The 12380-nt window shown below is 59.0% G+C and carries 16 protein-coding genes; 6 read left to right on the plus strand and 10 right to left on the minus strand.

The annotated features are described in order from the left end of the window. Window positions 1–90: 90 nt before the first annotated feature. Window positions 91–297: a heavy-metal-associated domain-containing protein gene (locus tag ACQE3M_RS13430; RefSeq protein WP_426963462.1), complete on the minus strand. Its 207-nt coding sequence runs from the start codon at window positions 295–297 to the stop codon at window positions 91–93. A gap of 131 nt (window positions 298–428) precedes the next feature. Between ACQE3M_RS13430 and ACQE3M_RS13435 the strand changes: the two genes are divergently transcribed. Then, window positions 429–644: a DUF8129 domain-containing protein gene (locus ACQE3M_RS13435; RefSeq protein WP_430506146.1), complete on the plus strand. Its 216-nt coding sequence runs from the start codon at window positions 429–431 to the stop codon at window positions 642–644. Window positions 645–657: 13 nt separating this feature from the next. Here ACQE3M_RS13435 and ACQE3M_RS13440 read toward each other — a convergent pair whose 3' ends face one another. The 3 genes from ACQE3M_RS13440 to ACQE3M_RS13450 are packed head-to-tail and all read right to left on the minus strand — an operon-like array spanning window position 658 to window position 2672. After that, the gene (locus ACQE3M_RS13440) at window positions 658–1104 is read right to left on the minus strand and encodes an arsenate reductase/protein-tyrosine-phosphatase family protein (RefSeq protein WP_430506147.1); all 447 of its coding nucleotides are present in this window, start codon (window positions 1102–1104) and stop codon (window positions 658–660) included. A 13-nt stretch (window positions 1105–1117) separates the two neighbouring features. Continuing rightward, entirely contained in the window at window positions 1118–2281 is a 1164-nt protein-coding gene (gene arsB / locus ACQE3M_RS13445) for an ACR3 family arsenite efflux transporter (protein WP_430506148.1), read from the minus strand. Then, window positions 2274–2672, minus strand: coding sequence for an ArsR/SmtB family transcription factor (locus tag ACQE3M_RS13450; protein WP_430506149.1), 399 nt, complete (start codon window positions 2670–2672; stop codon window positions 2274–2276). Before ACQE3M_RS13450 ends, arsB begins: the two co-directional genes overlap by 8 nt. Window positions 2673–2927: 255 nt before the next feature. Here ACQE3M_RS13450 and ACQE3M_RS13455 point away from each other — a divergent pair, with 255 nt between their 5' ends. Next, entirely contained in the window at window positions 2928–3929 is a 1002-nt protein-coding gene (locus ACQE3M_RS13455) for a DUF6610 family protein (RefSeq protein ID WP_430506150.1), read from the plus strand. 70 nt (window positions 3930–3999) lie between these two features. Beyond that, the gene (locus ACQE3M_RS13460; RefSeq protein ID WP_430506151.1) at window positions 4000–4347 is read left to right on the plus strand and encodes a DUF8013 domain-containing protein; all 348 of its coding nucleotides are present in this window, start codon (window positions 4000–4002) and stop codon (window positions 4345–4347) included. Here the strand turns inward: ACQE3M_RS13460 and ACQE3M_RS13465 are convergent, their stop codons facing one another. Further along, window positions 4348–4494, minus strand: coding sequence for a zinc-ribbon domain-containing protein (locus ACQE3M_RS13465; RefSeq protein ID WP_430506152.1), 147 nt, complete (start codon window positions 4492–4494; stop codon window positions 4348–4350). A 156-nt stretch (window positions 4495–4650) separates the two neighbouring features. Here ACQE3M_RS13465 and ACQE3M_RS13470 point away from each other — a divergent pair, with 156 nt between their 5' ends. Both ACQE3M_RS13470 and ACQE3M_RS13475 read left to right on the plus strand, forming a co-directional pair. Beyond that, window positions 4651–5589, plus strand: coding sequence for an ImmA/IrrE family metallo-endopeptidase (locus ACQE3M_RS13470; RefSeq protein WP_430506153.1), 939 nt, complete (start codon window positions 4651–4653; stop codon window positions 5587–5589). A 98-nt stretch (window positions 5590–5687) separates the two neighbouring features. Next, window positions 5688–6512: a hypothetical protein gene (locus ACQE3M_RS13475; protein ID WP_430506154.1), complete on the plus strand. Its 825-nt coding sequence runs from the start codon at window positions 5688–5690 to the stop codon at window positions 6510–6512. Between the two features lie 54 nt (window positions 6513–6566). Here the strand turns inward: ACQE3M_RS13475 and ACQE3M_RS13480 are convergent, their stop codons facing one another. From ACQE3M_RS13480 to ACQE3M_RS13495, 4 genes are all read right to left on the minus strand, one after another. Continuing rightward, complete coding sequence (locus ACQE3M_RS13480) at window positions 6567–7325, minus strand: MBL fold metallo-hydrolase (protein ID WP_430506155.1); 759 nt, start codon at window positions 7323–7325, stop codon at window positions 6567–6569. 73 nt (window positions 7326–7398) lie between these two features. Next, a complete protein-coding gene (locus ACQE3M_RS13485) occupies window positions 7399–8166 on the minus strand; it encodes a helix-turn-helix domain-containing protein (RefSeq protein ID WP_430506156.1) in 768 nt (255 codons plus the stop codon). Window positions 8167–8329: 163 nt separating this feature from the next. Continuing rightward, on the minus strand, window positions 8330–9133 hold the full coding sequence (locus ACQE3M_RS13490) for a DUF6036 family nucleotidyltransferase (protein ID WP_430506157.1): 804 nt from the start codon (window positions 9131–9133) through the stop codon (window positions 8330–8332). Beyond that, window positions 9130–10056 carry a helix-turn-helix transcriptional regulator gene (locus ACQE3M_RS13495; protein ID WP_430506158.1) on the minus strand — a complete coding sequence of 309 codons (927 nt, stop codon included), beginning with the start codon at window positions 10054–10056 and terminating at the stop codon, window positions 9130–9132. Before ACQE3M_RS13495 ends, ACQE3M_RS13490 begins: the two co-directional genes overlap by 4 nt. 139 nt (window positions 10057–10195) lie before the next feature. On the opposite strand from ACQE3M_RS13495, the gene ACQE3M_RS13500 reads away from it, so the two are divergent. Beyond that, window positions 10196–10519: a DUF6788 family protein gene (locus ACQE3M_RS13500; protein ID WP_430506159.1), complete on the plus strand. Its 324-nt coding sequence runs from the start codon at window positions 10196–10198 to the stop codon at window positions 10517–10519. Window positions 10520–11083: 564 nt separating this feature from the next. Here the strand turns inward: ACQE3M_RS13500 and ACQE3M_RS13505 are convergent. Next, the gene (locus tag ACQE3M_RS13505; RefSeq protein WP_430506160.1) at window positions 11084–12352 is read right to left on the minus strand and encodes an orc1/cdc6 family replication initiation protein; all 1269 of its coding nucleotides are present in this window, start codon (window positions 12350–12352) and stop codon (window positions 11084–11086) included. Window positions 12353–12380 lie beyond the last annotated feature (28 nt).

Genomic DNA, 12380 nt, shown 5'->3' on the forward strand with positions numbered 1-12380 from the left:
TCAACTCCTCTCCGGCGAGGGTGTCAACACCGAGTTCGCCCTCGACGACCGCACCGACGGCGAGCGTGGAGACGGCCGATTGACAGCCGATTAAGCCTTTATGTCGTAGCCAGCCTGTTCGATTGCCGCGTTCACGTCGTCGTCTGAGACTCCATCCTCGAGGACGACGTCGACCGTGTTAGCGTCGTGGTCGGCCTCGACCCGATTCACACCATCGAGGTTTCGCAGGGCGGTCTCCACGTTCTGTTCGCACCCGTTGCAGGACATCCCGGTGACGGAGATCGTCTTTCGCTCCATACGGGCCTGTAAACACTCGCGGGGAATGACCATTACGGTAACCGTTGTATCGGTTTTATCTCTATTAGAGATGGGCATTATCGTCCGGAGAGTTGTTTGTGTCAGCCCCAAAGGGATGGAGGCTCTTTGAGATGGGAACCACTGACGACGAAGAGAGTGACGAATTCCCTCCAGAAAAGCGTCTGGAAGCACCGAACACGCGCCTGATCAAGGCCGGGATCGCGACGATCCCCGATATGGAGACGCTCCGGGAGTGTGTTGCCTACGAGAACGCCCACCAAAATCGAACGCAGATTCTGCGCCGACTCCAGTGGAAAGCAGAAGCGTTGCGAGAAGACGAAGAGTAATACTTCGGAAGAATTACTCAACAGTGCTGAATTCATCGAACAACGAGATAACCCGCTGTTCGATTTCGTCACGGATTTCGCCTACCTGATCAAGATCCTGTCCATCAGGATCCTCCAGCGCCCAATCACGGACATCGACGTCCTCACCGACATCGCCGACGTCGAGTGTCGAGCAACCCATCGTGGCGACGTAGTCGCAGGAACGCAGTTCGTCCAGCGTGATCTCTCGTGGCGTCCGGTCGGAGAGGTCAAACCCCACTTCGTCCATCACGTCAACGACATCGTCGTGTACGTGGTCGGCCGGGTGGGTACCTCCAGTGAGGATTTCGACACGGTCATCGAGGTCACGGCGTTCTCGTTCACGTTCTGCGAAGGCCGTGGACATCTGTGAGCGGCCAGCGTTCTGGACGCACATGAAGGCGATACGAATCGGGTCGTCGGTTTCAGTGTTGGATGACATTGTTTTGTCGTGGTTAGTCGTCAGTCTCCGGATTTAGTGCAGCCGGCTCGAGACTTCCAGTATCGAAGTCTCCCCAATCGAACTTCCGCTGGAAGTACAGTGCAACGTTGACCAGCGCAAGCAAGACGGGGACTTCAATAAGCGGGCCAACGACGGTCGCGAATGCGACGCCGGAGCCGACGCCGAACACCGCCACGGCGACGGCGATTGCCAGCTCGAAGTTGTTCGATGCCGCCGTGAACCCGATTGCCGTCGTCGTCGAGTAGTCGGCGCCGATGCCGCGACCCATCCCAAAGCTCACGAAGAACATCACGACGAAGTAAATCGTCAGCGGCACGGCGATCAGTAGGACGTCACCCGGCGAGGCGACGATGGTGCCGCCCTGCGTGGCGAACATCACGATGACGGTGAACAGGAGCGCGACGAGTGTCAGCGGGTCGATCTTTGGGATGAACTCATCATCGTACCAGGCTTCGCTCTTGGCGCGAGTTCCGACATACCGGGTCAGGAAGCCGCCCGCGAACGGAATCCCGAGGAAGATGACGATCGCCTCGAACACCTGCATCGGCGTGATGTCGAATGTCGTGATGCCAGCGACGAGTGACTCCATCCCCAGAAGTGGCGGGAGGAAGAGCGCGAAGAACCAGACGTAGACGCCGTAGGTGATGATCTGGAAGAGGCTGTTGAACGCGACGAGCCCGGTGACGTACTCGGTCGAGCCTTCTGCGAGTTCGTTCCAGACGAGTACCATCGCGATACACCGGGCCATCCCGATGAACACGAGCCCGAGGAAGTATTCGGGACGCGCCGGAAGCCCTGGGACGAGCCCGCTGAAGAAGACGACCGCGAGCCCGAACATCAGCGTCGGGCCGATCAGCCAGTTCTGCACGAGGCTCAACCCGAGTACTCGCCAGTTGCTGAAGACGGTCCGAAGTTGCGAGTAATCGGCCTTCGCCAGTGGCGGATACATCATCGCAATGAGGCCGATCTCGACGAGATGGAAGTTCTGAATCGGTTGGGTCACCGACGGGGCGACGAACCCAAGTCCCACGCCGATCGCCATTGCCCCGAAAATCCAGACGGTAAGGTACTTATCGAGAAAGTCCATCGACCGCGGGTCGCCACAGCTCTCACAGTCACAGTTGGGGCCGTGGTCGTGGGCGTCGGCGTTACTCATCGGTCACGCTCCCCTCAAGAACGGTAATGAGCGCAACAGCCCGGTTGGTAGCACGGTACTTCTTCCACCGGCCGTCCTTCCGGCCGTCGACCAATCCTGCATCGACGAGTTTCGAGAGCGCGTGGCTGAGCCCGCTCTCGGTCACGTCAACGACCGCATTCAGCTCACAGACGCAGAGTTCCTCTTGTGCGGCAACGAGCACACGGATGATCGTATATCGTGTCTCGTTGGAGAGTGCCGAGAGCACATCGAGTTCAGCCTCTACCTGCGTAGTCCCGAGTGCTGCTTCGAGGGTGCTGAGTTCGTCGAGTCGGCGCTCGACGTCCTCGCTGCGACACTCCTCAAGTTCATCGTCGAGATAGCGTCGAAGTCGTTCCGTCCCTTGTGCCATCGTAATCGAATTGAATAGACTCTCAAGTAAGAGTTCCGATTATAGTCCTCTCTACAGCTCACCCAGTGCTAAATCCCATCTAGCGTGAAAGCTTACTTGACTATTTTCTAAACACAGTCATAGCCAATAATTGGGTGTAATGATTAACCAACAGTAGTTGGATTTAGCCATTTGTTGGTTAATAGTCCTCAAACCCTGTTGTTGGTGCCCCTGAGAGGGTGCGGGGCAGCAAGCTGCGCCCCACAGCTCGAATTTATGTCACTCGAATGTAGTACCAGCGGCAGCACTGCTCGCAAGATTGTCGAAGCTAGACAAGCAGACCATGTAGCGTTCCTTCATCGAGCTCCGTTCGCGATCGATGCCTTCGACCTCGGATATCTACCCGGCTTTCGCGAAGACTGTGGGTATCAACAAACGCAGTTTCACGGATTAGACATTCCCGTCGGGATGCTCGATAACGACTTCCGGAATCCCGATCTGGAGCGGTTCGTCGACCGCTTCTTCGAGCACGAACCACAGGTCGGGGTCATCGGGGACGTCGACGATATCGACGATGTCAACGCCCACGTCGCTGCTGCTCGTGAGATCCAAGCGAGCTATCCCGAGGCCGAGCTCATCGTCGTTCCGAAGTCGCGGGCGGTGATCGACGCGATTCCCGAGGACCTCGTGCTCGGATATTCGCGTGGCTACGCCGACCGGCTAGCGCACGAGTTCTCAGATCCGGCCGATTGGAGAGGTCGGCGCGTCCACATCCTCGGTGGGAGTCCGCCCAAGCAGCTTGACGCCATTCGGCAGCTGACCCGACCGACACTCACGGACGAGCCACCGGCCGACATCGTCGGCGTCGACTGGAACGGGCCGCATCGTGGCGCACAGTTCGGTGAGTTCTGGACGGCCGACGGCTGGGACGACAGCGGTCGCGACGCCGACCACGTCACCGTGCGAAAGACGGTGCGCCACAGCCTCGCCCGCGTCCGCCAGTTCTGGATCGCCAACGGAATCTGGCCCGAAACAACACCGGAAGACGAGGGGTTGGACGTCGAGTACGAGGGACCGAGTCCAGCTGATCTCGAACAAGCCGCCTGTACCGAGTGCGGGGCGAACGTCTGGCGAACTCGCCGCGGCCCGTACGTCGCCGAGTACGATACCGGCGCAATCTGTGGATACTGTAGCTACGAGTGCTACTTCAATCACCGTCACCGGAACAACCTGGAGGAGATCGCCGGCGAGCAGAGCGTCTACCTCCCGCCGGAGTGATTTCGCGACCTGTTTTTCGTGCCCCCGGAGAGGGCGAGGGCTCCATCGAGGGTCCTCAGAGGTGACTTCAGTGAGTCAACAACAGAGTGCCGACAACGTCTCAATCGACGACATCCCAGTCGATATCGACAGCACACAATCAGGTGAAGTCAATCCCACCGACATCCCCGATGAAATCGAGTCGATCAGCCTGGGGCTTGCCGGTGAACACCCGCCGACGAATCCGCTGGTCGTACTGAAAGCGGCTCGCTGGTGGTATCTACACGGCAAGGGCGGCACGGATCCTGCCTTCCAGTGGGCCATCGAGTGGGCGCGTCACCTTGCGACCGACACGCCCAGCGACGTCGAGCGGTTCGACGCGTACCTCGAGTACCTCGTCACGGTCGGCTTCGCTGATGAGAAGGAAGCGCTTCGCTGATCAGAGCTCGTAGCAGACGGCATCCTCAGTCCCACAGCTTGGACACTCTTCGGCGTTCTCTGAGAGTGTCTCTCCACAGTTTCGGCACTCCCACAGGGTCGATGACTCCCCTTCGACGGCCCTACGGAGTGTACTCAAGAGACCCATTCTGGCTTATCTGATGTACTTGCGGTTGTTAACACCATCCCCTGTCAGCCACCCCGACTTGAACGAAGTCGTGGAGGCGTGTTTTTTCTGCGCCCCTGAGGGGTGCGGCGCGGTCTGAACTGACGCAGTCGCCGTGAACTCAATTCGGTGAACCCAATGGCTACGACCAGTGACTCGTCGGTCTCCTTCGAGCAGACCGACACGCGATCGGACGAGATGAACAGCACCATCGAACAGTGGATTGACGATCTCGTCGCCGGCGTCGACGACGCGCAGGCTAGCGCGGAGTTCCAGGAATGGCTCGATGTCCAGAGTCGGTTCCACGATTACTCGTATCGGAACACGCTCCTCATCAAGCGCCAGTGTCCCGAGGCAACCCGCGTGGCGGGTTACCGGACGTGGCAGAAGGAGTTCGACCGCCACGTCACGGAGGGCGAGTCGGCCCTCTGGATCTGGGCGCCGATCATCACCAACCAGTGCCCGGAGTGCGAGAACTCGCCGAGTTACCACGAGAACAGCGACTGTGAGTACGACGAGACGCCGCCCGAAGAGTGGTCGGAGGGGCTGGTCGGGTTCAAGCCGGCGCCAGTGTTCGACGTCTCCCAAACCGAAGGCGAGCCACTTCCCGAACTCGACACAGAAGCGACCGGGGACGCCGGCAACCTCGTCGGTCGACTGACCGACGCGGCGGATGAACTCGGTGTGACGGTTCGGATTGTTCCGGAAACGGAGTGGACGCACGGTGAGGCGAAGGGCATCTGCGAGCAGCTCAGTCTCGTCGATATGCAGCCGCGCGTTGAGGTCCGTGACCGGGAGAACGACGCCGATCTCGCCCGAACGCTGATTCACGAATACGCGCACGCCCTACTCCATTTCGACGTTGACGACGATATCGAGCGGTCGAAACGCGAAGTCGAGGCCGAAGCCGTCGCGTACGTCGTTGGGCGGTACTGCGAACTCGACACCAGCGGTTCGGCGTTCTACTTGGCTGCCTGGAAGTCGGATGATCCCGAAGTCGTTCGAGAACGTCTCGGACGCATCAGTGGGACGGCAGAGGAACTCATCGACGTTCTCGAAGAATCGCTCGGTAGCTAATTTAGTTAACCAACAGGTAGCCGTTCCCAGACGTTTTGTTGGTTAAGTTTTTCTGCGCCCGCCGAGGGGCGGAGGCGCATTCAGACCTCCGTCGAATGATGACTGACACCTATCTCACGACGGTCCTCGAGGAAGCCGAGCACGTTGCCGAGCAGCACAACCAAGTCGCTCGTACGACAGACAACCAAGCCCACGAGTACCTCCGATACGCCGTTCTTCGGGTGCTCGAAGGCGAGGCGGACCACCTCCCAGCGGACTGGACGCCGATCGACGGCGTCACGGTGGGCTACGGCAGCGACGACGCGATGTTCGACAGCTGGAGCGCCAGCGAAGATTGGTGGGAAACTGTCCCGCCCCAGGAGACGTGTACCCGCTTTCGGGTGTTCTTCCCGGACGACCACCAGACGGTTCCCCGCGACATCGTCGATGTGATGGCCGCGCTGGGTGCCTGGCGAGTGTGGACCGGGAGCGCAGCGGCGTGCGGCTCCTACGACCATCGCGAGCGCCGCGAGGTCCACTTCCTGTGGCCGGAAGGCCATCCGGTGGAGGAGGTTCTCCACGAGTGGCTCAGTGGCTCTGCGGAAGCCGTCGCGCCGGACGGAGGTCGAACGGGCGACGTTCGCGACCGACTGGTCGTCGACGAAAACGCAGAGTCACGGGACGATCTCGAGCCCCGCACGAAGCGTGCCGTCGGCGAAGCGATGGACGTTTCGCTCCTTTCGAAAGGTGGCCGCTACGAGGTACAGTCCGCGTCCGGCAACAGGTACGAAGTCGACGTCATCGACGAATCGTGTACCTGTCCCGACTGGCAGCAGCGCTCACCCGAGGGCGGCTGCAAGCACCTGCGTCGCGTCGATTACGAGATCAAACGGGGCCGCGTTCCCCGTCCAGACGGTCGACTCCCAGCTGAGCTAGCGAGGTAATCACCCGGAACCGGAGGTTACAACGCGGTACAGTTGCAAGCGGGAGTTCCCACGTTATAGACTGAACCGTTCGCCGTCCTCAGGAACGTGTACATCTTCTGTCTCTGCCCGCAATTCGTCGCGCGACAGCAAGCAATGGTTGATCGCCTCCATGTGGACAACCACTATCTCGGCATCAGTGGCCTCGCGGACAGCATTGATGTCCTCGACGCCCATCGTGATGGGTTCGCCCTGATCGAACTGTGCTTCGCCGCCGTTGAGAACGACTAGATCCGGGTCGAACTCATCGAGTGTCTCTTCGACCGGCTCGTACCAGATCGTGTCGCCAGCGACGTACACCGTCTCCTTACCCTCGAAGACGAAGCCCGAGACCGGGGCCATCCCCTCGGCAAGTTCGCCGTGCCCGTGCTGGCCCGGCGTCCGGTAGATGGTGATACCGTCGAAGGTCGTCTCATCGTCGACCGGCCGAACGTCAGTGAAGCCCTCGTCAGTGAACTCGTCCGCTTCCTCGGGCTGACAGAATAGCGGCACGTTGGCGTCGAGTTTCTCGATAGCTGTCTCGTCCCAGTGGTCGGGGTGACGATGTGTGACGACCACGGCGTCGTAGTCGAGATCGACGTCATGTAACGGAACGAGTGGGTTCCGTTTCTGGTTTTCTGTCGTGAGGAACTCAGGAACGCCGGGGGATTCCGTCACGGTCGGCATCTCACCCTGCGGCGTGAACATCGGGTCGACGAGGAACGTCGTGTCATCGACGTCCAAGAGAGTCGTGGCATTCCGAATCAGCTGCACGCTGGCATCAGTTGTAGACATACAGTAAGGGACGAGAGCCATCGGGGTAGGATTTACTTCGACATATTCCAACCGCCCTCACGTCGACCCGATCTCACTGGATAAATTCGATGTCCTCCGGGTCGAGATTCACGTCGAGGTTGGCGTCGAGTGAATCAGCCGCGAACTGCCGTGCTAACCACGCTTCGGCTCGGTTGAGGCGGTATTGGAACGTCGAACGCGACACGCCGACATCGTTTGCGATCTCAGTAACCGACTGCTGCCGTGGCTCCTCGTAGTATCCGCGTTCGATTGCTGCTTCGAGAGCTGCCTTCTGTTCGGGCGTGAGTGTCTGCTGGACGCGTCCGTCTTCGAGCAAGCATGGCGGCGTGCCGAGTCGTTCGACGGTTAATGAGAGTCCCTCTCGAAGGTTCTCTCGAACCGCTTCGTGAACCTCCGTTGCGGGACCGTCAATAAGCAGTCGCCAGCGATACTGATCTCCCCGCCGTTCGGTGCGCATGATTAGTCCCTCGCCGATGTGCTTCGCGGCGACGAGGGGAATCGACCGTGGACCATCACCTTCCCGGCGAAGCCAGTGAATTTTCCGCGATTCGGCGTTCGACGAGAGAATCGTATACTCGAACTCGGTCACGGACGCCCCGCACATCCCGGTCTGATTCGGATCGTTGGCAACGCGTTCCAGCGTATCGTCAAGTTCATCGAGGACGGTAGAGGGGCCGACGACCTTCTCGATGCCCCACACTGCCTCGCTCGTCGCGTTGATCTCCATCGACCGAGCGGACAGGTCCGGGTGTTCGATGAAGCAATCCATCACTGCATCGACCCCGGCATCGTATTCGACTGTGAAGACGAACTCCCGCATGATGCCGGTCGTTGGCGCTTCTTGGGTAAAACCTGCTTGTCGTACTCTCGTCCCTCAGAGGGAAATCTATGCTGCCCCTGATTTTACACCAAGTTACGCATTGAGGGGTACCAGCGGCCGTATTGGGAGAATTTTTGGTCTAGTTCAACGAGAGTAGAGCGGCCTACTCCACGGGACGGACTGTGTCACCATCCCGCCGGACTCGATCGAACGTCGAGAGATACGCGAGCCGGTCGTGAACCTCGTCGGTATCCAGCTCCAGTTCGGCGGCCAGTTCGTCGACGGTCATCGGCTCGTCGAGTGCTTGGAGGACTTCGAGCCCCCGGTAGTACCTGTTCGTGAGCTCCTGGACGCGGGCCTCGATCGGCGTGGTCACCCCGTACCGCTCCTCGAGTTCGACCAGGGCCTCGTTCGCGAACGTGGCGAACTGATCGTCCCCCAGGCGTTCGATCTGGGTTTCGAGTTCGGCCCGGACGATGTCGTAATCGAGGCCGGCCTGCACGAGCATATTCATGTCCTCGATGTCGTCGTCGCGGCCGGCGATCGCCTTGAACAGGAAGATATCCTCGTTGCTGACCAGCCGGACCGTCAGTCGATCCAGGTTGAGGAACGGCTCGCTGCGCTCTTGCATCCCGTCGGTGAGCACGAGCTTGTTCGCGACCTGCTGGTTGAAGATGTCGAGGCGACACCCATCGTCGTTCTCGACGCAACTCGTCGCGCCCAGCGCCCGGTAATCTGGATCCAGCGATTGGACCTCCGCATACCCGAGGTCCATCAGGACGGCCCACAGCTGGCCGTACGCGTCGCCATCTGGAACAACCAGATCGATATCTTTCGTCGCCCCCTTGAGGTCGCGCAGCGACATCGCGCCACCACCGATCAGGTAGACCGTGAGCGGGGCTGAGAGGCCATCCGCGATTCGCTGGAATTCGTTCTCGATGTACTCGCGTCCGAATGTTGGTCTCATTGTGGTAGTCCCACCTCGTACTCAGCCGCCAGCTCCTGGAACTCGTCCCACTCCGGGAGTCGGTCGTCGTATACCTCGCCGTGCGTTTCGAGGTAGCGGAGCAAGGCGTCGATTTCGTCTTCGAGGCCATACTTCGCCGCCTGCTCTCGGAGGTCCGCCTCGTCGACGTCGACGTGGCTGAGCAGGAGGAGACAGTACGAGCGGTGGCGGCTGCCGTCGTCGATAAGCAGCGTGTGACAGCAGAGCTCCGCCGGCGAGACTGCGTCGAGTTCCTCGGAGTAAAAGTAGTAGCGATGGCCGGTGAGCAGGAACTGGAGGTCGAAGGCTGCGAACCGAGCGAGGCCGGTTTCGTGGAACGCCGCCGCGTCGATTTCCGTCTCGGCCTGGGCGAGGAATTCGTCGTAGTCCTCCCAGAGAATCGTACCCTTCGGGGCAACGGCTTCGAGGCGCTGGCGATACAGATGGTGTGCTAGTTCACGGGCGAACTCGTGGAGGCGGTCGAAATCGGCGTTGAACTCGTAGTGGCCGTCGGCTGTCCCGACGAGACCCCGGTCGCGAAACCGCTTGAGGGCGCGGTTGACCGTGTTGCGGTAGTTGTCGCTCCGGTCGGCGATCTCGGAGACGGTTCGCGCCTGGTCGAGGTAGTACAGCACCTCGAGTGCCTTCCCGGTCAGCAGCTCGGGGAACTCGATGTGGGGGTGCTGGCGGACGAGGTCCCGATAGAGTTCGACGGCGCGAGCATCCGACGGGACGACTCGTTTTCGCCGGCCGTCGCGTTCCGTGTAGACGAGTCCCTTTTCGACGAGGTCGCCGACGGCACGAGAGAGGTAACTCTCGCTGTGGTCGAGCTTCGTCGCGAGCTCGGAGATCGTGTCGCCGCGGTCGACCGTGGCGAGGACCTCGAGTTCGATGCGCCGGAGCACGGTGTAACATTGTACGAAACTACTATATAAAGAAGTTTCGAGTAGTGTTACAGGCAGAGAGGAACAAGAGCTTGCTCCATCGTCTTAACCAACAAAACTATAGATAGAGAGTTCGTGTTGGTTAACACGGAGAGAGTCGATGTCCTACGAACCACCGTCCCCACCGACAAACCTCCCGACGGAGATCGTCGACGCCCTCAACGAAGCCACACCGGAGCATCTTCGGGACGCTGCCAGCTACGCCGAGGCGTTGGCCGAACACAAGGAGCGTGAAGCTCGTCTCGAGGAGGAAGCGGACGACGGCGACGTCGAGGAGCGCCCCGATGACCTCCCGGACGACGTGCCGGCGAAGGCGACGATCACGATCAAGGAAATCAACGACAACCGCTACTACTACTGGCAGTGGCGTGAAGGAGATTCGGTAACGTCGAAGTACAAAGGGCCGGTGAATCCCGACGAGTAGACGAGATTGAACTGTAGCCAGATGTTCGTTTCAACGTGATTCGTAGCGTAGCAGATGACACCCCCCAGAGTGTGAATGGGATCGGTTTACCCGACACCCCTCGGTGTGAATGGGCTACCAACGGGTACTCTCTGACGGGACTTCAGGTCGATAGAAGCCATAGAAACACGTCGATAGATTACGCCTCGTTTACCCCCACACCCCTCAGTGTGAATGGTCCACCACCCAGTGTACCGCGATTAAGAAGTCCTTAACAGCAGAAGTCCTCACGCAGTAGGAGGGTTCTCGCCTCAGTGACGAAGCGTCGGCTTCGGCACAAGGCCTCGCCTTTCAGAATACACCCACTCGGAGGGCTGTTTTGACTGTAGTATAATAAAGATAACTACAGCTGCGGTGCGGTGCAGTAGCGGACCGGGGCAGCTACCGTGGCGGAACGTGAAAGCCGCTCTCCGTACCGTTATCGCTTCTTCAGATGAACGAACCGTCTTCTGCAGGCTGAGTCCGGCTTCGTCTTTACAACAGTCGTAGCCTATGCCATACCATTCACACCGAGGGGTGGGGGTGTCACCATCCCATCAACGTCTGGAGCTCCGCCGTTGAGTTGATCAGTCCAGTTCGTGTACTCTCCACGTCTCCTTGGAGAGCATACGACCTGAACTTCCCCTGATCTCCGCCTTCTTTCTTCTTGGATTCGAGAACACCTGTTGTCACGTGCTTGTTCAGCAGTTCGAGCGCACGATTGTACCCCTTCGGCTCTACTTCGACATCCCGCGCTACTGTTTGGTACACCTCGTGGATCTCCGAGGTTCGGAACCATTCTTTCTCCGGGTTATTCCGATCAAGACGTGTGAGTGAAAAGAGGAGAAGCTTTCCAGATAACGGCGTTCCCTTTACCATCTCCATGAACAGTTCGACTTCGACGAGTTCGTCAGCCTCATGGACATGTTCGCCTGTCACGATGTTGTCCCCTTCCTCGTCGGCTATTTCACCTGCATTCCGGAACAAACGGACTGCGCGTCGAGCGTCACCGTGTTCTTCAGCTGCGAGTTCAGCTGTGGTTGGAATCACCTCCTCATCGAGGACACCATCGTAGAATGCGTCCCGTCGATTTTCGAGGATTGCAATGAGCTGGTCTTCTTCGTACGGCGTGAACGTTCGGTGTTCTGGCTGGAGAGTCGATTGGACCCGCGACTCGATTTCTCCCTTGAATTCGATGTCGTTCGAAATCCCGATCGTAACGACTGGGAAGTCAACGTCGTCTTTTGATTGTGTCCGTGATAGCGTGTAGAGCACTTCGTTGACTTCTCCGTGCTTGTCGATTTCATCGATGATGACGACGAGACCACCAGAAAACTCCCGCTGAACAACGGGCCACAATTTCTGATCCCGATAATGTTCAGCTGAGAGGCCCTGATAGGGGACTTCGAGCGGATTCTCTGCTTTCGCGTTCACCTGTTCTGCGATCTTCCGGAAGGTGGAGGTATACGTAGAGATGGGATCCGGATTAATGTAAGCAGTAACGATCGGGGAGTCCGTTCCTTCAGTTGCTGCTTCGAGTCGCTCACAGACGTGTCTTGCAACTAGTGTCTTCCCCGTCCCGGTTTCACCCCACTCCAGGACGTTATCCGGGACGCTATTTGTCCGCATCTTCCGGAGATTCTTGGCCAAGAACGTGATGTGGTCGTCTCGACCGACAATTCGATTGGCGTCAGGAACGTTATCGATCTCGAGCAACCATGGTTTCTCAAAAATATCCGATTCGTCTTCGCTATCTCCCTCATCGACATTTAATATCTCGTCGACGGTTGTTTGCGTAGAATCGTTGTTTGGCATGGCCGGACCAATTCACCCCATTCACATA

This window comes from Halosubterraneus shenae (assembly GCF_050510935.1).
Taxonomy (GTDB): Archaea; Halobacteriota; Halobacteria; order Halobacteriales; family Haloferacaceae; genus JBDGPU01.

Bases quoted from the DNA above. Each gene is read 5' to 3' on its own strand.
- ACQE3M_RS13430 (WP_426963462.1), bottom strand. From the start codon at position 297: ATGGAGCGAAAGACGATCTCCGTCACCGGGATGTCCTGCAACGGGTGC.
- ACQE3M_RS13435 (WP_430506146.1), top strand. From the start codon at position 429: ATGGGAACCACTGACGACGAAGAGAGTGACGAATTCCCTCCAGAAAAG.
- ACQE3M_RS13440 (WP_430506147.1), bottom strand. From the start codon at position 1,104: ATGTCATCCAACACTGAAACCGACGACCCGATTCGTATCGCCTTCATG.
- arsB (WP_430506148.1), bottom strand. From the start codon at position 2,281: ATGAGTAACGCCGACGCCCACGACCACGGCCCCAACTGTGACTGTGAG.
- ACQE3M_RS13450 (WP_430506149.1), bottom strand. From the start codon at position 2,672: ATGGCACAAGGGACGGAACGACTTCGACGCTATCTCGACGATGAACTT.
- ACQE3M_RS13455 (WP_430506150.1), top strand. From the start codon at position 2,928: ATGTCACTCGAATGTAGTACCAGCGGCAGCACTGCTCGCAAGATTGTC.
- ACQE3M_RS13465 (WP_430506152.1), bottom strand. From the start codon at position 4,494: ATGGGTCTCTTGAGTACACTCCGTAGGGCCGTCGAAGGGGAGTCATCG.
- ACQE3M_RS13470 (WP_430506153.1), top strand. From the start codon at position 4,651: ATGGCTACGACCAGTGACTCGTCGGTCTCCTTCGAGCAGACCGACACG.
- ACQE3M_RS13475 (WP_430506154.1), top strand. From the start codon at position 5,688: ATGACTGACACCTATCTCACGACGGTCCTCGAGGAAGCCGAGCACGTT.
- ACQE3M_RS13480 (WP_430506155.1), bottom strand. From the start codon at position 7,325: ATGTCTACAACTGATGCCAGCGTGCAGCTGATTCGGAATGCCACGACT.
- ACQE3M_RS13485 (WP_430506156.1), bottom strand. From the start codon at position 8,166: ATGCGGGAGTTCGTCTTCACAGTCGAATACGATGCCGGGGTCGATGCA.
- ACQE3M_RS13490 (WP_430506157.1), bottom strand. From the start codon at position 9,133: ATGAGACCAACATTCGGACGCGAGTACATCGAGAACGAATTCCAGCGA.
- ACQE3M_RS13500 (WP_430506159.1), top strand. From the start codon at position 10,196: ATGTCCTACGAACCACCGTCCCCACCGACAAACCTCCCGACGGAGATC.
- ACQE3M_RS13505 (WP_430506160.1), bottom strand. From the start codon at position 12,352: ATGCCAAACAACGATTCTACGCAAACAACCGTCGACGAGATATTAAAT.